Annotated in this window: 21 protein-coding genes; 10 read left to right on the plus strand and 11 right to left on the minus strand. The window is 69.5% G+C overall.

From position 1 onward, the window contains the following. Position 1: 1 nt before the first annotated feature. A complete protein-coding gene (locus FB381_RS19435) occupies positions 2–706 on the minus strand; it encodes a sensor histidine kinase (protein ID WP_141781801.1) in 705 nt (234 codons plus the stop codon). A 296-nt stretch (positions 707–1,002) separates the two neighbouring features. Between FB381_RS19435 and FB381_RS19440 the strand changes: the two genes are divergently transcribed. Continuing rightward, positions 1,003–2,085, plus strand: a complete 1,083-nt coding sequence (locus FB381_RS19440) for an LCP family protein (RefSeq protein ID WP_141781802.1) — start codon at positions 1,003–1,005, stop codon at positions 2,083–2,085. Positions 2,086–2,385: 300 nt separating this feature from the next. Here FB381_RS19440 and FB381_RS19445 read toward each other — a convergent pair whose 3' ends face one another. The 6 genes from FB381_RS19445 to FB381_RS19470 all read right to left on the minus strand — a co-directional run bounded on the left by FB381_RS19445 (position 2,386) and on the right by FB381_RS19470 (position 10,025). Continuing rightward, on the minus strand, positions 2,386–3,660 hold the full coding sequence (locus FB381_RS19445; protein WP_141781803.1) for an HNH endonuclease signature motif containing protein: 1,275 nt from the start codon (positions 3,658–3,660) through the stop codon (positions 2,386–2,388). A 522-nt stretch (positions 3,661–4,182) separates the two neighbouring features. Further along, positions 4,183–5,526 (minus strand): LLM class flavin-dependent oxidoreductase, encoded by a 1,344-nt coding sequence (locus FB381_RS19450; protein ID WP_141781804.1) that lies wholly within the window; start codon positions 5,524–5,526, stop codon positions 4,183–4,185. Continuing rightward, positions 5,526–6,269 carry an ABC transporter ATP-binding protein gene (locus FB381_RS19455; RefSeq protein WP_141781805.1) on the minus strand — a complete coding sequence of 248 codons (744 nt, stop codon included), beginning with the start codon at positions 6,267–6,269 and terminating at the stop codon, positions 5,526–5,528. The genes FB381_RS19450 and FB381_RS19455 overlap by 1 nt, the downstream gene beginning before the upstream one ends. Beyond that, positions 6,242–7,096 carry an ABC transporter permease gene (locus FB381_RS19460; RefSeq protein ID WP_246088209.1) on the minus strand — a complete coding sequence of 285 codons (855 nt, stop codon included), beginning with the start codon at positions 7,094–7,096 and terminating at the stop codon, positions 6,242–6,244. Before FB381_RS19460 ends, FB381_RS19455 begins: the two co-directional genes overlap by 28 nt. Continuing rightward, positions 7,096–8,160, minus strand: a complete 1,065-nt coding sequence (locus FB381_RS19465; RefSeq protein WP_141781807.1) for an ABC transporter substrate-binding protein — start codon at positions 8,158–8,160, stop codon at positions 7,096–7,098. Before FB381_RS19465 ends, FB381_RS19460 begins: the two co-directional genes overlap by 1 nt. A 212-nt stretch (positions 8,161–8,372) precedes the next feature. After that, positions 8,373–10,025 (minus strand): enoyl-CoA hydratase-related protein, encoded by a 1,653-nt coding sequence (locus tag FB381_RS19470; protein WP_141781808.1) that lies wholly within the window; start codon positions 10,023–10,025, stop codon positions 8,373–8,375. Positions 10,026–10,169: 144 nt separating this feature from the next. On the opposite strand from FB381_RS19470, the gene FB381_RS19475 reads away from it, so the two are divergent. Then, on the plus strand, positions 10,170–10,835 hold the full coding sequence (locus tag FB381_RS19475) for a GTP pyrophosphokinase (RefSeq protein ID WP_141781809.1): 666 nt from the start codon (positions 10,170–10,172) through the stop codon (positions 10,833–10,835). A gap of 49 nt (positions 10,836–10,884) precedes the next feature. Further along, positions 10,885–11,307, plus strand: a complete 423-nt coding sequence (gene arfB / locus FB381_RS19480; protein WP_141781810.1) for an alternative ribosome rescue aminoacyl-tRNA hydrolase ArfB — start codon at positions 10,885–10,887, stop codon at positions 11,305–11,307. Between the two features lie 94 nt (positions 11,308–11,401). Here the strand turns inward: arfB and FB381_RS19485 are convergent, their stop codons facing one another. Together FB381_RS19485 and FB381_RS19490 are read right to left on the minus strand one after the other, a co-directional pair. Continuing rightward, positions 11,402–11,908 carry a GNAT family N-acetyltransferase gene (locus FB381_RS19485; protein WP_141781811.1) on the minus strand — a complete coding sequence of 169 codons (507 nt, stop codon included), beginning with the start codon at positions 11,906–11,908 and terminating at the stop codon, positions 11,402–11,404. Between the two features lie 4 nt (positions 11,909–11,912). Next, positions 11,913–13,085 carry an acyl-CoA dehydrogenase family protein gene (locus tag FB381_RS19490; protein ID WP_141781812.1) on the minus strand — a complete coding sequence of 391 codons (1,173 nt, stop codon included), beginning with the start codon at positions 13,083–13,085 and terminating at the stop codon, positions 11,913–11,915. A 109-nt stretch (positions 13,086–13,194) separates the two neighbouring features. On the opposite strand from FB381_RS19490, the gene FB381_RS19495 reads away from it, so the two are divergent. Beyond that, positions 13,195–13,617, plus strand: a complete 423-nt coding sequence (locus tag FB381_RS19495) for a CoA-binding protein (RefSeq protein ID WP_246088210.1) — start codon at positions 13,195–13,197, stop codon at positions 13,615–13,617. Here the strand turns inward: FB381_RS19495 and FB381_RS19500 are convergent. After that, complete coding sequence (locus FB381_RS19500) at positions 13,608–14,558, minus strand: LysR family transcriptional regulator (RefSeq protein WP_141781814.1); 951 nt, start codon at positions 14,556–14,558, stop codon at positions 13,608–13,610. The genes FB381_RS19495 and FB381_RS19500 overlap by 10 nt on opposite strands. Positions 14,559–14,623: 65 nt before the next feature. On the opposite strand from FB381_RS19500, the gene FB381_RS19505 reads away from it, so the two are divergent. Genes FB381_RS19505 through FB381_RS19515 form a run of 3 tightly spaced genes read left to right on the plus strand, consistent with a single transcriptional unit; the run spans position 14,624 to position 17,609 of the window. Next, positions 14,624–15,970: a CitMHS family transporter gene (locus FB381_RS19505; protein ID WP_141781815.1), complete on the plus strand. Its 1,347-nt coding sequence runs from the start codon at positions 14,624–14,626 to the stop codon at positions 15,968–15,970. Then, positions 15,958–17,298: an acyclic terpene utilization AtuA family protein gene (locus tag FB381_RS19510; protein ID WP_211352499.1), complete on the plus strand. Its 1,341-nt coding sequence runs from the start codon at positions 15,958–15,960 to the stop codon at positions 17,296–17,298. The genes FB381_RS19505 and FB381_RS19510 overlap by 13 nt, the downstream gene beginning before the upstream one ends. Continuing rightward, a complete protein-coding gene (locus FB381_RS19515; RefSeq protein WP_141781817.1) occupies positions 17,295–17,609 on the plus strand; it encodes an AtuA-related protein in 315 nt (104 codons plus the stop codon). The genes FB381_RS19510 and FB381_RS19515 overlap by 4 nt, the downstream gene beginning before the upstream one ends. A gap of 3 nt (positions 17,610–17,612) precedes the next feature. Here FB381_RS19515 and purE read toward each other — a convergent pair whose 3' ends face one another. After that, entirely contained in the window at positions 17,613–18,107 is a 495-nt protein-coding gene (gene purE / locus FB381_RS19520; RefSeq protein WP_141781818.1) for a 5-(carboxyamino)imidazole ribonucleotide mutase, read from the minus strand. A gap of 127 nt (positions 18,108–18,234) precedes the next feature. Between purE and FB381_RS19525 the strand changes: the two genes are divergently transcribed. From FB381_RS19525 to FB381_RS19535, 3 genes are read left to right on the plus strand one after another with little or no spacing between them, the layout of a single operon-like run. Continuing rightward, positions 18,235–20,871 carry an FtsX-like permease family protein gene (locus FB381_RS19525; RefSeq protein ID WP_141781819.1) on the plus strand — a complete coding sequence of 879 codons (2,637 nt, stop codon included), beginning with the start codon at positions 18,235–18,237 and terminating at the stop codon, positions 20,869–20,871. Then, positions 20,868–21,713, plus strand: a complete 846-nt coding sequence (locus tag FB381_RS19530) for an ABC transporter ATP-binding protein (RefSeq protein ID WP_141781820.1) — start codon at positions 20,868–20,870, stop codon at positions 21,711–21,713. Before FB381_RS19525 ends, FB381_RS19530 begins: the two co-directional genes overlap by 4 nt. After that, entirely contained in the window at positions 21,706–22,368 is a 663-nt protein-coding gene (locus tag FB381_RS19535) for an ABC transporter ATP-binding protein (RefSeq protein WP_141781821.1), read from the plus strand. The genes FB381_RS19530 and FB381_RS19535 overlap by 8 nt, the downstream gene beginning before the upstream one ends. The last annotated feature ends 94 nt before the right edge of the window (positions 22,369–22,462 follow it).

The following is a 22,462-nucleotide window of genomic DNA, read 5'->3' on the forward strand; positions in this document are numbered from 1 at the left end:
TCTACGCGGCGACGCCACTGCGTCTTCCCGAGGTGTCGCGCTCATCGGCACGGCCGAGCATCGGAATCCCGAGGACGAACGTGGTGCGATCCTCGGCCTCGACGAGCTCGAGATAGCCACCCTGGCGCTCCATCAGGTCGCGCGCGAGGTGGAGGCCGATGCCCTGGCCGGCGGACCGCGGGCCCTTGACACCCCATGCGAAGACCCGCCTGCGAAGCTCCGGGGCGATGCCCGGCCCGTTGTCGGTGACCGAGATCTCGACCGAGGTCTGACGGGGGTCGGGGGCGCCGATCTCGATCCGGGCGGACCCGCCACCGTGAGATGCGGCATTGTCGAGAAGCACGTTGAGGGCTTCGGTCATCTGGTCCGCGTCGCCCAGCGCGAGCATCCGGCTGGGCCGCCAATCGACCTCGGTGCCCTTGGCCGCGTGGGCGAGGACCAGCGTGCCGACGACGGCGTCGAGGTCGATCACCTCGGTCTCGTCGGCCGGGCGCTCCGGGGACGACGGCGCGGTGGAGTCCTGCCGTTCCTGAACCATCCGCTCGAGCCGCTCCAGCTCGCCCTGCACCATCGCCGCCATCGCGGCCCGACGCTCGTCGCCCATGTCTCCGGGCGTGTTCAGCAGGGTGGTCGCAGCGCGGATACCAGCCAGCGCGGAGGCGACCTCGTGCAGTCGGGCGCGTTCGTCCGCACCGACTCTTGACATTGACACAGCTCTCCCCGGGGTCACTTTCTCTTCAGTCGCCGGACCACTCCCCGATGACATCTCGAGCGGTCCCTTGTCGCGTGCCCCCGAACGCGGCGTAACGCCAACACGCTTGATACCGGTCTTCACAGGCCGGCAGATCCAGCGCCGTACAGCAAAGCGACCATACTCAACCAAGCGGCCGGGGGTATCGGCTACCTATTTTTGATTACCAGCCGTTACCGAGTGGTGCCTGAAATTGAGTAATGGCGAGCATCCCGGGCAAATGCACGGGGGCTCACCAGTCCCATACTGGGATGGCCTTCCTCGATCACCCGCCTGTGCCACCACGGTCGGAGGCCTCGGACGGGACCACCACGGGCTGGCGCGGTCGGGCCCGCAAGCCGTTGATCGGTCTGCTGGTGTGCGTCCTCCTGCTCGGCGTCGCCTCTCTGGCCGGCATCCTGTGGCTCCAGGCGAAGGTGGAGGGAAACATCCAGCGTCTCCCCGACACCTTCACCGGGCTCACCGACCGGCCGTCCAAGCCCACCACCGGCGCCGCCGCGGACGCGATGAACATCCTGGTCCTCGGCACCGACACCCGGTCCGAGACGGCCACCACCGGTGCCGAGGCGCCCGGCTGGAAACCCGGGCAGGCACGCTCGGACACCATGCTGCTCGTCCACCTCGACGGCGACCGCCGCGCCGCATCGGTGATCTCGATCCCGCGCGACTCCTGGGTCGACATCCCCGGCCATGGGAAGGGCAAGGTCAGCTGGGCCTACTCCTTCGGTGGCCCCAGCCTCACGGTCGAGACCGTCGAGACGATGACCGACGTACGCATCGACCATCTCGCCGTCGTCGACTGGGAAGGCTTCAAAGCCCTGACCGACGCCGTCGGCGGCGTCGACATCGACATCCCGGAAACTGTCTACGACTCCGCCCGCGGGGTCCGCTGGGAGGCCGGGCGCCACCACCTCGACGGCGAGCACGCCCTGCTCTACGTACGCCAGCGCTACGGCCTCCAGGACGGCGACCTCGACCGCGTGGCCCGCCAACAGGCCTTCTTCCGTACGCTGCTCGAACAGGCCCTCGCCCAGGAGCTGCGCACCAACCCCGACCAGGTCCTCGACCTCCTCGACCTCTTCGCGAAACACGCCTCCGTCGACGACGACTGGTCCACGACGCAGATGGCAAGGCTCGCCGTCTCGCTCCGCAACCTGCGCACCGCCGACATCAACTACCTCACCGTCCCCACCAACGGCACCGGCATGGTCGGCGACCAGTCCGTCGTACACCTCGACCCCTCCAGCGACCTCTGGCCCGCCGTACGCCAGGACCGCATGGCCCAATGGACCGAGGACAACCAGGACCTGATGACACCCGACGTCGTTCGCTGAGCGGAACGCGACGAGCGTCCCGGCCGGTCCAGCGCGGTTGGTACAACGCGGTTGCGGAGCAGCTGGTCTGCATCGTGCAGGAACGGCCTGCGGGCACGGCTGCGGGAGGTTGAATGCCGGCGTGCCGAATGTGGGCGCGGTCCTCTGGGCCACTGCAACACCGGGTCGACAGGTTTGAGCACCGATGGACGGCCTGGTCCACGTCTCGAGGGTTAGCTGTCGGCTAGCGGGGCGAGTTGGACACTGCAGGTCGGCCTGGTGCCTGGCCGCTTCCCGACCCGCCGCGTGCCCGGGGCCGGTTTAGGGGCGGCGGGTGAACCGGATCGTGCCGTCCGGTAGCCGTTCATGGACATACCCGGGAGCGTGGGCCAGGCGGTGGTGATGAGGACAGAGCAGGACCCCGTCCTTCAGGTCCGTTCTCCCGCCGAGTGCCCAAGCGGTCAGGTGGTGGGCGTCGCACCACTCGGGCGGCATGTCGCAGCCTTCGGCTTGGCAGCACTTCTGCTGCAACCGGAGTGCCTTGCGCTGGATCGGTTGGAAGAACCTGCTCGAGCGGCCCGCATCGAGGACCTGGCCGTCGCTACCGAGGACCCAGGGGATGATGGTGGCGTTGCAGGCCATCGTCCGTGCCTCGGCAGCGGTGATCGTGTGCCCGTTGGTCTCGTCGAACCCCAGGGTGGCGGTGCCGAGTTCTTTGCGGAGCTCCTCGAGGAAGATCACCACGTTGACCACGGTCGCATCCCCGCCGTGGCGGGGCAGGGCGTCGGGGTCGATGGTCTCGATCAGCCGGGTGAACCCTTGGCCCATGAGTCGTTCCCATGGTGGCAGCGAGACACCCTTGTCGACGAGTCGCTGTTTGCGGGGTTGGGCCCAGGCCTCGACCTGGGTCTTGAACCGCATCCCGATCGAGATCGGGAGGATCCCGTTGAATCCGATGGTGCCGTCGTGGTTGTCCCACACCCGCAGCGCGGTCTTCTGCCGGGCCCGTTCTTCCTCGGCGAGGAGGGCTTTGGCTTCTGCGTCCTCAAACCGGGCAGGGTCGATCTCACGCAGGATCCGCCGACCCACGATCTGCAGCTCTTTGGCGGTCAGGCGGGTGGCGTAGTCGACCAGCAACTTCTCCGCGAGGATCAGGTCCTCACTGGTGGCGGTCGGGTTGGCTGCGATGTTGTCGAGGGTCTTGGTGATCACCCTCGCCTTGTCCTGGGAGATCTCCCCCGCAGCCAGGCCGGCGGCGACGAGGTCCTGCTTGGAGACCGCAGTGGCGAGTTTGATCTGTGCTCGGGCGGTGCCTTTGTCGAGGAGGAGCTCGGCGCGTATCCAGGCGGAGGCGTCTTTGTCGCCGGTCTCCTCGGCGATGTCACCGGAGACAGCGAGGACCCGCAGCATCAACGCGTCTTGTTGGGCCCGGAGTTTCTCGAGCTGTGTCAGGAGGTGTTTCTTCTGGCTGGTGCGCCAATAGATCGGGTCCATCGCGAGCAGGTCACCGATCGCGGTCTCGATGGCAGCAACAGCGGTCTGGATAGGGTCGTTGGGGTTGGTACCCCAGTGGTTGGTCCCGTGTTCCAAGCTCATCGCTGCCCTCCTCTCAAAGAGGTCCCGTAATGCTCCTGATTCTACTCCCGACCCAACCCATTTGACCATCTATTTCTGCAGGTCAGACACTGTTTGCGCGACCAGCGAACGCCGTCGGCTCTGTGGATGGTAAGTGGCCCGAAGGGCCACCCTCCGCCCCCAACAACCCCAGCAGAAACAAGCACCAGAACCACGCGCCACACCCGGGCCGTCGCCCCGATAACCAGCCAAGTCTTTTCTCGATGGATCCCGGTGTCCAGGACCGCGTAGCGGCCGGCGTAGCCGGCGGGCCGTAGGCCCGTCCTTGACTCCGGGGTTCATCGAGAAGACCCTCCGAGACGGGTCGGCGGCCCAGGCTGGCTTGTCGAGGGAGGTTCCCGGCAGGGAGTGGTCTCGACAAGCTCGACCACCGGAGGCCTGGGGTCGTCTCGACAAGCTCGACCACCGGAGGGCTTGGGTGGTCTCGACAAGCTCGACCACCGAGGGCGCGAGAACCCGAGGACCCGAGAAACCCTCGCCCCCCTAAGAAGCGACCCCCTCAACCCCCAGATCAGGCCGATCCCCCGGCCGCGGCAGCCCGTAGTGATCCCGAAGAGTGACCCCGGAGTACTCCGTCCGGAAGAGCCCACGCTCCTGCAGGATCGGAACGACAGACCGGGCGAAGGCGTCGAGCCCGGACGGCAGGACGGCGGGCATGATGTTGAACCCGTCCGCGGCACCGTTCTCGAAGTAGTGCTGGATGGTGTCGGCGATCTGAACAGGGGTTCCCGCGACGGTGCGGTGCCCGCGCCCGCCTCCGAGCTTCCCGATCAGCTCGCGCACGGTGAGCCGATCACGCCGGGCCCAGTCGACGATGAGGGTGTAACGGCTCTTCGCCCCCTCGATCGAGTCCTCCGACGGCAGTTCGGCGGGCAGCTCCTCGTCCAGCGAGAGTCGATCGGACGAGACCCGGAGCAGCTGAGTGAGCTGGGCGAGGGCGTACTCCGGCGCGATCAGCCGGTCGAGCTCCGCCTCCAGCTCGCGCGCCTCTGCTTCGGTCTCGCCCAGGACCGGGACGATCCCGGGCAGAACCAGTACGTGGTCCGGGTTGCGTCCGGCAGCGACCACCCGTCGTTTGATGTCGGCGTAGAACGTCTGGGTCTCCGCCAGGGTCGGCTGGGCGGTGAAGATCGCCTCGGCCCAACGGGCCGCGAACTCCTTGCCGTCCTCGGAGGAGCCAGCTTGGACGAGCAGGGGGTGTCCCTGCGGTGACCGCGGCAGGTTGAGCGGCCCGTCCACCGAGAAGTGCGTCCCAGAGTGAGAGATCGCCCGGACGCGGTCACGGACCGCGTGCACCCCGGCGTCCTTGTCGGCCACGATCGCGTCGTCGGCCCAGCTGTCCCACAGCTTGGTGGCGACGTCGACGAACTCGTCGGCTCGCTCGTAGCGGGTCTTGTGCAGCGGCTGCCCCTCCAGCCCGAAGTTGCGAGCGGCCCCGTCCCCGGCGGTGGTGACGATGTTCCATCCCGCGCGCCCACCGGAGAGATGGTCGACCGAGGCGAGCCGTCGAGCGAGATTGAAGGGCTCGTTGTAGGACGTCGAGGCCGTCGCGATCAGCCCGATCCGGCGGGTGGAGACCGCCAGCGCGGACAGCAGCACGGTCGGCTCGATCCGCCCGGCGGGCCTTCGTCCGGGGTCGCCGAACATCGCCGGGGAGTCGGCCAGGAACAGCGAGTCGAACTTCGCTGCCTCCGCGACCCGGGCCAGGTGCTGGTGTGCCTCGAGGGAGAGGTTGGCGTGCGGATCCGAGGAGGGCAGCCGCCACGATGCCTCGTGATGACCGGTGTCGTGGATGAACAGGTTGAGGTGGAGCTGTCGTGCGCCCATCAGGCCACCTCGTCCTCGACCACACCGAGCTCGGCGAGGAGCCGGGCCCGCAGCGCCGCGAATCGTGGGTCGCCGGGGCTCCGCTTCTCACCCAGGTCGACATGGATGTCGGACCCGACGACGCCGTCGACCAGCACGATCACCCGGTCGGCGAGCGCGATCGCCTCGTCGACGTCGTGGGTGACCAGCAGGATCGCGGGGTTGTGGGCTGCGTACAGCTTCTTGAGGAGCTTGTGCATCTTGATCCGCGTCAGCGCGTCCAGAGCGCCGAAGGGCTCGTCGGCGAGGAGCAGCTGCGGGTCGCGTACGAGCGACCGGGCCAGCGCGGAGCGCTGCTGCTCACCACCGGAGAGCTCGTGCGGCCAGGCCTGCTCACGACCTTCGAGACCGACCTCCGAGAGCGCCTCGAGACCGCGCGTACGTGCGTCCGAGCCGGTCAACCCCAGCGTGACGTTGTCCAGCACCCGCCGCCACGGCAGCAGCCGGGAGTCCTGGAAGACGACCGAGACCCGGTCGGGCACCTCGACGATCCCCGAGCCCGAGACGGAGCGGTCGAGGCCGGCGAGGGCTCGCAGCAGCGTGGACTTCCCGGAACCCGAGCGCCCGATCAGCGCCACGAACTCGCCCGGGGCGATGGTGAGGTCGAGTCCGTTGATCACACCTCCTGCCTTCGAGAAGCTGCGGCTCAGCCCCTCGACGCGTACGGCTCGATCCTTCAGTGACTCTCCAGCGTGCGTCGCCATGCCAGTGCCTTCCTCTCGATGAAGCGGACGATGCCGTCGGCGACCAGGCCCAGCAGGGCGTAGACGACCAGGCCGACGACGATGATCTCGGTCTGGCCGTAGCTGGACGCGAGCGTGATCATGTGGCCGATGCCGCTGGTCGCGTTGACCTGCTCGACGACCACCAGCGACAGCAGCGCGTTGAGCACCGCGAACCGCAGCCCGAGCAGGAACCCCGGCGTCGCGCCCGGCAGCACCACGTGCCGCACGAACGCGCCGCGCCCCAGGCTGACCGTCTCGGCCAGCTCCGCGTAGCGGCTGTCGATGCCGCGCAGACCGTTGTGGGTGTGGATGTAGATCGGGATGAGTACGCCGAGGGCGATCGTGATCACCTTCATCGGCTCCCCGATCCCCAGCCACAGGATCAGCAGCGGCATCAGCGCCAGGCTCGGGATGGCCCGCTTGACCTGCACCGGGCCGTCGATCACCGCCTCCCCGACCCGGCTGAGCCCGGAGAGCAGCGCCAGCACGAGCCCGACACCGACCCCGATCACCAGCCCGAGGGAGGCCCGGTAGGCCGAGGTGGCCAGGGCGTCCTGCAGGCGCCCGTCGGCGATCAGCTGCTGCGCCGTCTCGACCACGACCCACGGCTCCGAGAGCGTACGCGGATCCAGCACCCCCGTCGCCGAGGCGAGCGCCCACAGGCCGAGGAGCAGGAGCGGCCCGATCCACAGCGTGCCCGGGATGCGCGGACCGGGACCGAGGCGGCGGCGTACGACTCGCTTGTCGGTCTTCTTCTGAGCCGGCGTGGCGCCGACGACCGGCGCTTCGACTGCGGTGGTGGCCATCACTGACCGCCCTTCAGCGCCTCGGCGACGACCGGCTCGTAACGGCGGTCGTAGAGGTCCTCGACGTCGATCTGGGGCTGGTCCTGCTCCTTCACGAGGATGTCGGCGGTCTCCTGGTGGCGCTTGATGAAGCCGTCCCAGCTCGGCGGGATGAGGGTCTGGCCCGAGGACTCGAAGACCTTCTTGCCGTCCTTGAAGCTGAGCCCCTCGTGATCGACGTAGTAGGCCTTGACCCACTCGTCGGGGTGCTCATCGATCCACTTCTCGGCCTTCACCCAGAGCCCGAGGAAATGCTTGAACGCGGCCGCCTTGTTGGCGTCCTCGAACGTCTCCTCGGGTCCGTAGATGAGAGTGGCGTCGTCACGGATGCCGGTGCGGATCGAGGTGGCGCCGTCCCTCTCGTACTTGGCGAGGTAGGAGGTCAGCTGCGTGCCACCGAGCGGAGCCACGTCGACCTGGTTCGCCGCCAGCGCGTTGGCGAAGGTGTCGTCGACGCTCTGGATCTCGACCAGCTCGACGTCCTTCTGCGTCAGCCCTGCGGCCTCGAGGGTCTTGAGCACCAACGCACCCTGGGCCTGACCGGGCGAGTAGGCGATCTTCTTGCCCTTCAGGTCCTTCAGCGACGTGACCTTCGACTTCGGTGAGACGCCGAGCTCGTAGATCGGGTTCTCGAGCGGATCCGGGTTCTCGGTGACCGCGACGATCTTGACCGGGGTGTCGGTCCAGGTCGCGAACAGCGGCGGGATGTCGGCGACGATGCTCGCGTCCAGCGCATCGGCACGGAACGCCTCGATGCTCTGCGGCCCACCGGAGATGTTGGCCCACTCGATGTCGTAGCCCTCGACCTCGTCGATCAGGCCGGACGTCTTCAGGGCGACCTCGGCGTTGGGGATGCCGAGGCGCAGCACGGTGCCGTCGGGGATCTTGTCGGGAAGCGCCGCGTTCGCGGCGAGCTTGGGTCCCTTGCCGGCGTCGGCACCACCACAAGCGGTGACCCCCAGGAGCAGGGTCGCCAGCACGGCGGCGACGACGGTGAGACGCGCAGATGTGGGGCGGATCGTCATGACTCTCCTCTGGTGTGGTGTGTCAAAACCAGAGTAAGTCAGTCGAGATTAACTATTTATGGATTCCCGGATCTTGAGATCGCCGAAGAGTCACTCGTGCAGGTCGAAGCGTCAGCTCTGCAGGTCGAGATGGCACGGGCGTGCCATCTCGACCTGCAGAAGCGACCTCTCGACCTGCAGGAGAGTGACTTCTCGACTGAGACTTGAACGGGTCAGAAGCGGATCTTGGCCGGGGTCTCGGTGGCGGCGGCCTTGGTGACGAACGCTGTGCGCTTCGCGCTGAAGCCGTAGCGGTCTTCGAAGAGGTCGCGGGCCATCTCGGCGAGCTCGATGCTCTGGTAGTAGGACAGCGGCATCGCGCCGGCACGGCGGGAGTCGCGGGCGGCCAGCGCCGGGGCGTACGCATCAGGCTCGGTGTAACCGACGGCCAGGCTGCGCAGCCACCCGTCGAAGTCGGCGGGGTCGCGCGGGCCGAGGTCGCTGATCATGCCGATGCGCACGGCCTCGGCCGCCGAGATCGGCAGCTTCGCGCCGAGCAGCTCGTCGGCCTTCTCCTCGCCGACCCGGCTCGGCAGGCCCCAGGTGTGGAGCTCGGAGCCGAAGATGCCCATGTCGTAATAGGGGTTGAGCACGACGCCCTCACGAGCGACGGTGACGTCGGCGCACAGTCCCGCCATGACACCGCCGGCGCCGGCGTTGGCGGTGAACGCGGCGATAGTCAGCTGCTCGGCCTCGGCGATCGCCAGGCAGAGCTCGTCGATGGCGCGGATGTTGTCCCAGGCCTCGGCCGCCGGGTCCTGGGCCGCGTCGATCACGCCGAGGTGGATGCCGTTGGAGAAGGCATGCTCGGTGCCGCGTACGACGAGCACGGCCGTGTCCTCGACGAGTGCCTTGCGCACCGCGTCGGTGAGCCGACGGCACTGCTGGGTGTGCATCGCGCCGCTGTAGGAGCGGATGGTGAGGTAGCCGACGTCGCCGTCACGCTCGTAGGTGGTCTCGGCGAGCGCCGCCGGCATCGGATTGTAGGGCACGCGCTCGGTGTCGAGCACCCACCCGGCCGGCAGCTTGGGGCCACGCTTCTTCTCGCCCAGGGTGGCGGCATACCCGACCCACAGGGTGCCCTCGCCGGTGGCGATCGCGACCGCGTCGACATCGCGCCCGACGACGGTGCCGGGCACGCCGTGGTTCTCCGGCGTGGTGGCGGCGTCGAAGAGGCAGTAGCTCCTGCCGTCGATGCTCGCCGGAGCGCCCGGCGCACCGTCGGCGGCCGCGATCCGACGGGCGATCTCGGTCGCCGGCGCCGACCAGTCGATCTCGAAGGCTCTGCGGCGCAGCAGAGGCAGCTCGCCGGTGCCTTCGACCGAGACCGGCCACTCCTCGGCCGGCTTCGGCTGCTCGCCGGCCTCGACCATCCGGAGCACCTCGGCGACACAGGTCATCGCGGCGTCGGCGACCGGGCCGTTGTAGAGCGAGCTCTTCGCGATCGGCACCTCGGGCATCGGGAACGTCACGGTCGCCCAGACCGGGCCCGCATCCATCGCCTCGACCGCCGATAGCGCGGTGACGCCCCAGCGGTCGCGAGCGTCGAGCGTCGCGTGGTCGAGCGACGACGGACCGCGGTCGCCGACCGGGCCCGGGTGGATGACGACCGTCGGATAGCTGCCCCAGACGTCCTCCGGCACCCGGTGCTTGAGGAAGGGGCACAGGATCAGGTCGGGCTCCATGGCGTCGACGGCCGCGACCAGGGAGGGGTCGTCGTGGACCGGCGCCAGCACGACGCCGACGTCGTGGCCGCCCTCCTTCAGATCACACCAGACCCGCTGGGTCAGGCCGTTGAACGCTGAGACGAGTAGCAGAATGCGCATGTGGGGGGATTGTCCTTGTCGTGGGGTAGACCGATCAGACCTCTATCCCCCGAGGGGTGTCAATCTAGCGGGCCGCCCCCAGAGACGCACCCTCGCACCCGCCTTGTCGCCGCCTGCAAGGATGGAGATCATTCAGGAGGGGACATGACCACGACCGATCCGATCACCACGTTGGTGGATCTCGTCGAAGCGAGCGGTGAAGATCTGACCCGCGACCTGACCAGATTCCGGATGCGCTACAAGTTCGCCATCGACGAGATCTCGACCAAGATCGCGATCCTGCGCGAGGAGTTCGAGCACAACCACGACCACAGCCCGATCGAGCACGTACGCACCCGGCTCAAGTCGCCCGAGAGCCTGCTCGCCAAGGCGCGCAAGATCGGTTGCCCGCTCACCATCGACGCGCTCGAGGAGCAGATCCGCGACATCGCCGGCATCCGGGTGGTGTGCCCTTTCGTCTCCGACGTCTACTGGATCATGGAGATGCTGGGCGGTCAGTCCGATGTTGAGGTCGTCGAGGTCGAGGACTACATCGCCGAGCCCAAGGCCAACGGCTACCGCAGCCTCCACCTGATCATCACGGTGCCGGTCTATCTCTCCGACCGGGTGGTCGAGGTGCCTGTCGAGCTGCAGATCCGCACCATCGCGATGGACTTCTGGGCCAGCGTCGAGCACTCGATCTACTACAAGTACGACGGCACCGTCCCCACGACGCTGCGCGACGAGCTCGGCGACGCCGCCCGCACCGCGGCCGATCTCGACACCACCATGGCCCGACTGCGCACCGAGGTGCACGGCACGGCTCGGTGAGCGCGTGACCCCGTCGATCCGACCGCCCGCGATCTGAGATCGTGGAGGCATGGATCTGCGCGTACCACCGGGGCCGGGGCTGCCCGAAGGGCTGAACATCCCCGACGCCGAGCTGGTCGAGCGCTTCTCCAGGTCGCCCGGGCCGGGAGGGCAGTCGGTCAACACCACCGACTCGCGCGTCGAGCTCGAGTGGGACCCGGCCGCGTCGAAGGTGCTCGACGACACCCAGCGCTCGCGGCTGCTCGCCCGCGCCCGCGGACCGATCACGGTCGTCTCCCACGAGCAGCGCTCCCAGCACCGCAACCGGGTCGCCGCCCGCGAGCGCATGGCCGAACGCGTACGTTCCCTGCTCGCGCCCCCGCCTCCCCCGCGACGCCCCACCAGACCCACCCGCGGGTCCAAGGAGCGCCGCCTCGACGCGAAGCGGCAGCGCAGCCGGACCAAACAGCTCCGCGGACGCGTCCAGGACTAGCCGAGAAGTCACTCGTGCAGGTCGAGTCGGCACCGAGGTGCCGACTCGACCTGCACGAGTGACGCTTCGACCTGCGGGAGTGACTTCTCGCCGCTCAGGTGGGGTCGGGGTCCGTGGCCAACCTGGCGTGGGTCTCGGTGTCGTAGCGAACACCGTCGTAGAGGAGCTTCTGGCGTTCCTGCCCCTCGACGACGAAGCCGGCGGCGGTGGCGACGCGGCAGGAGCCGGGGTTGTCGACGCGGTGGCCGGTCCCGAGGCGGAAGAGGTCGAGCTCGTCGAAGCAGTGTCTGGCCAGCAGCTTCAGGCCGGCACTGCCGACCCCTTTGCCGCGGTGCTCCTCCAGGGTCCAGTAGGAGATCCAGCCGATGCCGTGGGCACGCAGCTGGGTCGTGACCCGCATCTGGCCGAGGATCTCGGCGCCGCTGGTGACGGCGAAGGTGTGGGCCCTGTCGGCCGCGGCTTCCTCCGCCCATGCCGCGATCGCCCGTTCGGCGGCCTCGATGGTGTCGAGGCCGGGGAGACGTTCGGTGGACATCCCCGCCCCGTCGTACGCCGCGAGCAGGACCGCCGCATCCGCGGCGGTCCATGCCCTCAGCTCCATCGGCTCAGATCTCGCTCTGGATCCCCGCCAGCAGCTGGCGGGCCATGACGATCCGCTGCACCTGGTTGGTGCCCTCGTAGATCTGGGTGATCTTGGCGTCGCGCATCATCCGCTCGACCGGGTAGTCGCGGGTGAAGCCGTAGCCGCCGAGCAGCTGGACGGCGTCGGTGGTGACCTGCATGGCGACGTCGGAGGCGAACGCCTTGGCGGCGGCGCCGAAGAAGGTGAGGTCCTTGTCGCCGCGCTCGGAGCGACCGGCGGCCGCGTAGGTGAGCTGGCGGGCGGCCTCGATCTTCATGCCCATGTCGGCGATCATGAACTCCAGACCCTGGAACTCGGCGATCGGCTTGCCGAACTGCTTGCGCTCCTTGACGTAGCCGAGCGCGTAGTCGAGGGCACCCTGAGCGACACCGACGGCCTGGGCGGCGATGGTGATGCGGGTGTGGTCGAGGGTCGCCATGGCGTAGGCGAAGCCCTTGCCCTCCTCGCCGATGATCCGGTCGGCGGGGATGCGTACGTTGTCGAAGTAGACCTCGCGCGTGGGCGAGCCCTTGATGCCGAGCTTCTTCTCCGGCGCACCGAAGCTGACGCCCTCGTCCGACTTCTCGACGACGAAGGCGGAGATGCCCTTCGAGCGCTTCTCAGGGTCGGTCATCGCGAGCACGGTGTAGTAGTCGGAGACGCCGGCGTTGGTGATCCAGCGCTTGACACCGTTGAGCACCCAGAAGTCGCCGTCGCGTACGGCCCGGGTCTTCTGGTTGGCGGCATCCGAGCCTGCGTCGGGCTCGGAGAGGCAGTAGGAGAAGTTGCCCTCGCCGGCGGCGAGCTTGCCGAGGTACTTCTTCTTGAGCTCCTCGGAGCCACCGATCTGCACCGGCAGCGAGCCGAGCTTGTTGACCGCGGGGATCAGCGACGCCGAGACGTCGGCACGGGCGACCTCCTCGATGACCAGCACGGTCGCGAGCGCGTCGGCCCCGACCCCGCCGTACGCCTCGGGCACGTGCGGCGCGAAGAAGTCGGTCTCGACCAACGCGTCGTGGGCCTCCTGCGGATAGCGAGCCTCCTCGTCGACCTCGGCCGCGGACGGCGCGATCTTGGCGTCGCAGATCTCGCGGATGGCCTTGCGGATCTCCTGGTGCTCCTCTGAGAGGGCGAACAACGGGTAGTCGGCACTCATGATCCGGAGTCTATGCCCGATAGCTACTCACCAGTACGTCGGCGGGTCACGGAATCCGTCGGCCGAACTTGTTGTTACGCCCCACATGAGCACCGCATGGCTCGATCCCGTGACCATCGACATCCTTCTCGACCGCACCGAGACGTGGGCGATCGTGGGCCTCTCGGGCGATCCGTACCGCACGGCCTACTCGATCGCGCAAGAGCTCCAGCAACACGGCAAGCGGATCGTCCCGATCCACCCCGACGCCGCCGCGCAGGGCAAGGAGGTGCTGGGCGAGAAGGTCTACGCGACCCTGGCCGACGCCGCTGCCGCGGTCGGCAAGATCGACGTCGTCGACGTCTTTCGTCGCTCCGAGGCCGCCGGCCAGTTCGCCGACGAGGCCGTCGCCATCGGCGCGGGCGGTGTCTGGTTCCAGATGGGCGTCGTCGACGAGGCCGCCTTCGCGCGCACCACCGCCGCCGGGGTGCCGATGGTCATGGACACCTGCCCCAGCAAGATCTGGTGGGAGCGGCAGCGCGCTCAGGCCTGATCCGGCTCCCCCGGCACCCATCGCACGCCCGGCGGGGAAGCGATCTCCCGCTCTCCCGCGCTCACCAGGAGCTGCATGAGCGCCCGCGAGGCCCGTGACATCGGCCGTCGCGGATCGTGGATGAGGCAGATGTCGCGCTCCACCACCGGATCCACGAGCGGCCGGGTCACCACGTCGGCGAACATCATCATCGGCAGCACCAGGCTGGGCGCGACGGACACCCCGAGCCCCGCGGCGACGAGGCCTGCGACGGCACCGATGTTGCGCGCCTCGGTGAGCGCTCCGGTGCGGGTGCCGGTCTCGGCCAGCACCCGGTCGACATAGCCCCGGATGCTCGAGATGCGCTCGAAGGCCACGAACGGCTGACCCGCCAGATCCGACCACCGGAGCTCCTCCTCGGTGGCGAGCGGATGGCCGACGGGCAGCACGGCCGCGAAGGCGTCGACCGCGATGTGGCGTACGCCCAGGGCGTCGGGCACTTGGGCAGCCACTGAGACGGCGAGGTCGACCTCGCCGCGGACCACGAGGTCGAGGACCTCCTCAGAGAATCCGTCCTTCACCGACACCGCCACCTCCGGCTGACCCCGCCGGAACTCGGCGAGAACGGGCGGCAGCATCGAGCCCGCCAGGGACGGCAGCGCGGCCACGGAGACAGCTCCCCGGGTGCCGGCCAGATAGCCCTCGAAGTGGTTGAGCGCGGTATCGAACTCCGCGACGAGCCGTCGGGCGGTCGCGACGAACTCCTCACCCTCCAGCGTAGGACGCACCCGCCGCGTCGTCCGCTCGAAGATCGGTACGCCGATCCGTTGCTCGACCTCCTGCACCGTGCGGCTCAGGGACGACTGCGCGACGTGCAGGTCACGGGCCGCGGGCGTGTAGCCACCCGCTTCGGCCACGGCTAGAACCACCCTCAGGTGGCGCAGCGACAGATCAATGCTCACAGCACATCAATCTATCGTTAATTGGTGTTGGACAGGAACAAGTGATCGTCATCACACTCGTGTCCATGCTCTCCCTCATGGGCTTCATCACCGTCGCGGTGATCCTCGTCCTCCTCCTCACCAACCGGGTCGCGGCAGTCGTCGCTCTCGCCGGCGTCCCTGTGCTCACGGCCCTGGTCGCCGGCTTCTCCCCCACCGAGGTCGGCGAGTTCGTCGCCGGCGGTCTCGGTGGGGTCGTCGGCGTCGTCGCGATGTTCGTCTTCGCGATCGTCTACTTCGGGATCATGCGCGACGCCGGCATGTTCGACCCGATCATCCGCCGCATCGTCGGCTTCGCCGGGAACGCGCCCGTCACCGTCTGCCTGGCCACGGCGACGCTCGCCATGGCCGCTCACCTCGATGGCGCCGGTGCGACCACCTTCTTGATCACCATCCCCGCGATGCTGCCGCTCTTCGACCGCCTGGGCATGAGCCGACTCGTCCTCACGACCTGCGTCGGCCTCGGCGCCGGCGTCATGAACCTCGTCCCGTGGGGCGGCCCCACCGCCCGAGCGGCGGCCACCTCCGACGTACCGGCGAACGAGCTGTGGGTGCCGCTCATCCCCGCCCAGCTCGCCGGCATGGTCGCGGTCCTGGTCATCGCCTGGTTCCTCGGCCGACGCGAGACCCGGCGGCTCTCCGCTGCGCCCGCCGACGGCGCCCGAAGCACCGAGGCCAGCTCGGCGACGGACGATCTCCATGACGGAGTCGGCGCTCTCACCGCCGACGAGCAGCGCCTACGCCGGCCCCGCCTGTTCTGGGTCAACGTCGCCCTCACCGTGGCAGTCATCGCCGCACTGGTCAGCGCGGCTGCGACTCCCGAGCTGATCTTCCTGGTCGCCGTCGTCGTGGCGCTCCTGATCAACTACCCCGGGCTCAAGACCCAGACCGACCGCATCGAGGCGCACGCCAAGGGCGCGATGCTCATGGCCACCACGCTGATCGCGGCGGGAGTCTTCCTGGGCATCCTCGAAGGCAGCGGCATGATCGAGGCGATGGCCAAGACGGCCGCCGGCGCCCTGCCCGACGGGGCGGCACCGGCGCTCCCGGTCCTGATCGCGGTGCTGGCGGTCCCGCTCAGCCTGGTGTTCGGCCCGGACCCCTACTACTTCGGCGTCCTCCCGGTCCTGATCAGCGTCGGCGAGCTCCACGGCATCGCCGCGGCCGACCTCGCTCAGGCCTCGATCCTGGGCGAGGAGACGGTCGGCTTCCCGATCAGCCCGCTCACCGGTTCGTTCTACCTGCTGGTCGGCCTCGCAGGAGTCGACATCGGCAAGCACATCCGGCACCTCATCGGCTGGGCATGGCTGGTCTCCATGGTCATGCTCGCCGTCGCCCTGGTCACCGGCGTCATCCCGGTGTGGGCCTCGTGATCCGGCTGGGAGCGGGCGCCGGGTTCGCCGGCGACCGCATCGATCCTGCGGTCGAGCTGGCCCGAGACGGCGCGCTCGACTACCTGGTCTTCGAGTGTCTGGGTGAGCGGACCGTGGCCGCCGGTCAGCTGCGCCGTCTCGCCGACCCGGACGGCGGCTACGATCCGCTGCTCGAGGCACGGATGCGCGCCGTACTTCCCGTGATCGAGCCCGGACAGACCCGGATCATCACCAACTCCGGCGCCGCCAACCCGATCGCGGCCGGCCGTCGCGTCGCCGACGTGGCTCGGGCGCTCGACCGCCCCACCCGGGTCGCTGTCGTCACGGGCGATGACGCCCTGGAGACCGTACGCCGCCTCGACCCGGTCGTGTGGGAGACCGGCGAGCCGCTCTCCACGTCCACCGAGGAGCTGGTCTCGGCCAACGCCTACCTCGGCGCCGAGGGGATCCGGCTGGCGCTCGCCGACGGCCCCGACGTCGTGGTCACCGGCCGGGTCGCCGACCCGGCGCTCTACCTCGGACCGCTGCAGCACGAGTTCGGCTGGGCCGCCGACAACTGGCCGCTGCTCGCCGCCGGCACCGTGGTCGGTCACCTCCTGGAGTGTGCCGGCCAGCTGACCGGTGGCTACTTCGCGGATCCGGGCACCAAACCCGTCCCCGGCCTGGCCCGCCTCGGCTTCCCCTTCGCCGACGTACGTCCTGACGGGACGGCAACGCTCGGCAAGCTCGACGGCAGCGGCGGCCGGCTCGACGTACGCACCGCCACCGAGCAGCTGCTCTACGAGGTCGACCGCCCGGAGGCCTACCTCACCCCCGACGTGGTGGCGAACTTCTCCGGCGTCTCGTTCCGCGAGGCCGGCCCGGACCGGGTCGAGGTGGCCGGCGCGAGCGGTGCGGCGAGGCCTGACGACCTCAAGGTGACCCTCGGCTTCCGCGGCGGCTGGCTCGGCGAGGGGCAGATCTCCTACGCCGGGCCTCGTGCCCTGGCGCGGGCCGAGCTGGCCGCGGAGATCGTCCGCGAGCGCCTCGCCGACGTGCACGGCATCGCACCGGACGCGATCGGGGTCGAGCTCATCGGAGCCGGCGCGGCGTTCCGTGGCCTGGCGCCGGCGACCGAGCCGCTCGAGGTGCGGCTCCGCGTCACCGCCCGCACCGCCGACGCCACCCAGGCACACACCGTCGGCTGGGAGGTCGAGTCGCTCTACACCAACGGACCGGCGGGCGGCGGCGGAGCTCGCACAGGCATACAGCAGTCGCTGGTCGTCCGCTCCTGCCTGGTGCCCCGCGACCTCGTCTCCCCGACCGTGACCCTGATGGAGGAGCGATGAGCGACCTCACCGTCGACGACCTCGCCGACGTGCGCGCCGGCGACAAGGGCGACACGCTGATCCTCGCCGTGCTGCCGCGTGACGGGGAGGCGTACGCCGTCCTCGAACGCGACCTCACGCCCGAAGCGGTCGCCCGCCACTTCGCCGTCACCGAGCCGGTGGTGCGCACCGAGCTCCCACACCTGCCGGCGCTCGTCTTCCGGGTGCCGGCCGTCCTCGCCGGCGGCGTGACCGGATACTCAGGCCTGGACGGCCATGGCAAGAGCCTCGGCTACCACCTGCTGATGCTCCGGCTCGACAGGACTCCCTGACGCTCAGGAGGTGGCGCGGCGTACGACCTCGCCCTTCTCGCGAGCGAGGTCGGCGAGCGAGGTCTCGTAGGCCACCAGCTTCTGCTGCAGCTCGGGGTCTGCGACACCGAGGATGCGGGCGGCCAGGATGCCGGCGTTCTTGGCGTTGCCGATGGCCACGGTCGCGACCGGGATGCCGCCGGGCATCTGCACGATCGACATCAGCGAGTCGAGGCCGTCGAGATACTTCAGCGGCACCGGCACGCCGATCACCGGCAGCGGCGTGACGCTCGCGATCATCCCCGGGAGGGCGGCGGCGCCACCGGCGCCGGCGATGATCACCGAGAGGCCACGACCGGCCGCCTCACGCCCGTAGTCGAGCATCTCCTGCGGCATCCGGTGGGCCGACTTCACATCGGCCTCCCACTCGATCCCGAACTCGTCGAGAAGTTCCGCCGCGGCCTTCATCGTCGGCCAGTCGGAGTCGGACCCCATCACGATCCCTACGCGAGCGCTCATGGGCCAAGGCTAGGCCGAGGAGTCCTCGCGGGCGTGGACCGGGCCGTCTAACGGTGAGGTAACGGAATCACATGGTGGCGATAATTCGCTGTCGCGCTCCACAAGGTCACGAGATCGTATGCCGGTGATGTCCGCCCTGAGGTACCGGCTCGGCCAAGGCGTCGTGATCGCCCTGCTCTCCGCGCTCATCACCGCGTGCTCGGTCTTCGCCCCGCTCTACGACCGGGCGATGCAACAGGCGGCCACCGCAGTCACGCTGGAGAAGGCGCCCAGCGTGGAGCGCAACCTCCAGCTCTTCGGGCCGACGGTCGAGTTCCTGCTGCAACGTACGTCCCCTGCATCCCTCGAGCAGCAGTTTCCGGCGCGCTCGCTCTTCCACGATCCCGTCATGGGACGCAACGCCGTCACCGAGCTCGACCTGGGCCCCGAGTCGGCGAGCACGCCTCGAGGCGGCCTCTGGTGGCGGGAGGGCCAATGCGACCACATCAGGATCACCACAGGCACCTGCCCCGATGGGGCCCGTGAGATCCTGGTCACCGAGAACGAGGCAGAGGTCTACGGGCTCGAGGTCGGGCGCACCGTTCACGCGCCGGGAACCGAATCGCTCCTGGACGAGAACCTCCAACGCGCGCCGACACCGGTCGTGGCCTTCGAGGTCGTCGGCACCTACCTGGCCGATGACGAAGCCTGGTGGCTGGGGCTGCGCCTCGAGGGCGTGGCTGGCATCGCCGCCGGCAGCACCGCTCAGCACGACGTCTGGCTGACCGACGAGTCGACGTTCGGCGGAGCCACGCCGTTGCTCGACAGCGAAGCGGCCTGGGCGGGCTCTCGGCTGCGCACCGAGATGGTGGGGGTCGACGAGCTCACCGCTCTCGGAGACGACCTGGGCACCCTCCGGACACGCGTCGAGCGGGCCGAGGGCGAGCGCGACCTCTCCGAGGACTCGATCGCCTGGACGGTGACATCGCTGCCCGAGCTCGCCGACGGCGTCGAGACCCAGATCGAGCAGAGCCGGACGATGGTGCCTCTGCTCCTTCTCCAGCTGGGCCTGCTCGGATTGATCGTCCTGTGGATGATGATGCTCGCAGCTACCGACCAGCGGCGCCCGGACGTAGTGGTCGCTCGGCTTCGAGGCCGAGGCACCGCCGGGGCCCGATCCTTGCTGCTGGGCGAGCTGCTCCCGGCCGTGCTCGTCGGGGTCGTCCCAGGAGTGGCCGTCGCGCTCCTCGCCTCGACCCTGGCGCGTGCGCACTCGCTCCCGGGTGAGCCGCCCTTCGAGCTGCCACAGGGGACGGTCGTCTCCGGCAGCGTCGCCGTAGCAGCCCTTGTCCTGGTGTCGTACGCAGCGGTCTACCGAGTCGCTCGCGAACCGCTCAGCACCCTGCTCCACGGGACGCACCGTCATCGCCTCGGATGGATGCCCGGCGGGGGCGACGCTGTGGCGGTGGCTGCGTGCGGGGCATGCGTGATCGCCTTCGTGACGGGCAGCCTCACCGGGCCGATCGCGCTTGCCGCCCCGGCGCTGCTCTCGGCTCTCATCGGTCTCGTGCTCGCCCATCTGTTCACCCCGCTCGCGACGCGGATCGGCGGCACACTGCTGCGCCGGGGTCAGCTCCGTGCCGGCGTCTCGCTGCTGGACGCATCGCGCAGCATCGCCGCGCGACGAACGGTCGCGCTGGTCACCGTGGCCAGCGCCCTCGCGGTCTTCTCGGTATGTGGCCTGCTCGTCGGCGAGCGCAATCGCGCGGTCGCTGCGGAGCAGGAGGCAGGCGCTCCGCTGACCGCCGAGATCTACGGACAGAACACGACGGCGATCAACCTCGAGTCCGTACGTCGTGTGCTCGGGAGCCTCGACCCCGAAGGCGATCGGGTGACCCCGGTCGTACGGGCCACATCGCCGGGCGGCGGCGCGACGACCTTCGCCATCGAACCGCAGGAGTTCCGACGGATCGCACTCTTCGGCGACGGTGGTCCGAGCGCCGCCCAATGGCAAGCGCTCGAGAACGCAGAGGCCCGCGAGCCGGTCGCGATCATCACCACCGGTCCGGTGCTGGACGAGGAGCCCACGATAGTCGGCCTCGACGGCGTCCAGCAGAAGGGCGAGGAGATCGCCGACGTCGACCGCGTGCCCGGCGGCGGTCCCGACGTCGCCCTCGTCGACCTCACCGCGGCAGAGAAGCTCGCCACCCCCGACGGCGACTCCACCATCTCCCTGTGGTTCGCCTCCGAGGACCACGCGCTGCTCGAACGCGTCAGTGCCGGCCTGGCGGACGAGGGCATCGACGTGACGACGACTCGCACGCTCACCGACGTACGCAGCGACTTGGACGAGTCGGTCGCCACCTGGAGCCTGCGGCTCGGTGTCGTGGTCGGTCTCGCGGCGGTGGTGATCGCCGTGCTCGCGCTGAGCGTGCTCACCGCCACCGGCTGGCGCACCCGCGCCCGCGATCTGGCATCGCTCTGGCTGGCGGGCGTGAACCGGCGCACGGTCAGACGACTCCCTGGTGGCACACAGCTGCTGCCGGTGGTGCTCGGCGTCCTCGCCGGCGCCGGAGCCGGCGTGCTCGCCACACTGCTCACGCTTCCCGACCTACCGATCTTCGCCGTCGAGCCCGCGGTCGATGCTGTCAACCTGTCCGTGCCGTGGGCGGCGGTCGGTCTGACCACGCTCGGCTGCCTGCTGGTCCTGAGCACGGCTGCCGTCCTCCTCGGGCGGGCGGTCGCGACCGCGGCCCGCCTCGACCGCCTACGGGAGACCGCATGAGCACCGGCCTGCTGATCCGCACCCACGGACTGGTGCACATCTACCACACCGAGGGTCACGACGTCGCTGCTCTCTCCGGCGTCGATCTCGACGTCAGACCCGGCGAGCTGATGGGGCTCCTCGGACCTTCGGGATCAGGGAAGTCGACCCTGATGGGCCTGCTGGCCGGGATCTTCCGCCCGAGCGCCGGCAAGATCTTCGTGGGCTCCCACGAGGTCTCCGCGGCCAGCTCGAAGGAGCTCGACCGTCTTCGGGCGAGCCAGGTCTCGCTCATGCTGCAGGGAGCCGGACGCAACCTGCTCCCCTACGCCACGCCGGCCGCCAACGTACGTTTCGCCCAGCGCGCGGCCCGCCGCACGAGCACGGGCCTCCCGGCCGCCGAGGAGCTGCTCGACGAGCTCGGTATCGCCCAGGTGGCCGACCGTCCGCTCGCCGGTCTGACACCTGGCGAGCTGCAGCTCACCGCTCTGGCGGTCGCCCTCGCCACCCGGCCCGGGCTCGTGCTCGCCGACGAGCCCACCAGCCAGCTGGGTCACGACGCCCGCGACCTCGTCCTCGAGCGGCTCGCCTGGATCAACCGCACCCACGGCACGACCGTCGTGCTCGTCACCCACGATCCGCACGTCGCCGCGTTCCTGCCCCGCACGGTCACCATCCGCGACGGCCGCATCGGCGGGGAAGGACGCAGCGGGGAGGAGTACGCCGTGGTGACGGCAGATGGCTCCCTCCCCCTGCCCGGACACCTACGCGACGCGCTTCCGCCCGGCACTCTGGTCCGGTTCCATCCGGTCGACGGTCACTACGAGCTGGTTCCCGAGCACGAAGGGGTCGCCGATGAGTGAGGTTCGCGCGCAAGGATTGTCGGTGGCGTACGACGACGTCGTTGCTGTCCAGCCGATCGATCTCGAGCTCGGGGCAGGGACGATGCTGGCTGTCACCGGGCCCTCGGGAGCCGGAAAGTCGTCGTTGCTGTGGGCGCTGGCCGGCGCCCTGACCCCGGCGGCCGGATCGGTACACGTCGACGGAGCTTCGCTGACGAGCAGGGACGACGCCACCACGCGAGGCATCAGCCTCATCCCCCAGGGCAACGGGCTTGCCGGCGCACTCACTGCGGAGGAGAACGTCCTGGTGCCGTTGCTTGCCCGCAAGGTGTCGCCCCGGGAGGCGCTTCAACGCACCGGGGCGGCGTTGGCCCTGGTCGGGCTCGAGCAGTCCGGACGCCATCTCGTCGACGAGCTCTCCGGCGGTCAGCAACAGCGAGTCGCGCTGGCGCGGGCATTCGCAACGCGCGCCGGAGTGCTCCTGGCCGACGAGTCGACCAGCGACCTGGACGCGGGCAACCGGGAGCGGATGGTCGCCGCGCTTCAGGGCGAGGCCAAGCGAGGCGCCGTCGTCGTCCTCGCCACCCACGACCCCGAAGCCGCCGCGGTCGCCGACGCCGAGCTCGCACTCGACGAGGGCGTCGCCACCTGGGTCCGGCCTCTCACCGCCACCTGACCCACCTCCGCCCAGAGGTCACGTCTGCAGGCCGAAGCGTCACTTCTGCAGGCCGAGTGGGCACTCAGGTGACCCCTCGACCTGCAGACGTGAC

The organism is Nocardioides albertanoniae (assembly GCF_006716315.1).
Classification (GTDB): Bacteria; Actinomycetota; Actinomycetes; order Propionibacteriales; family Nocardioidaceae; genus Nocardioides; species Nocardioides albertanoniae.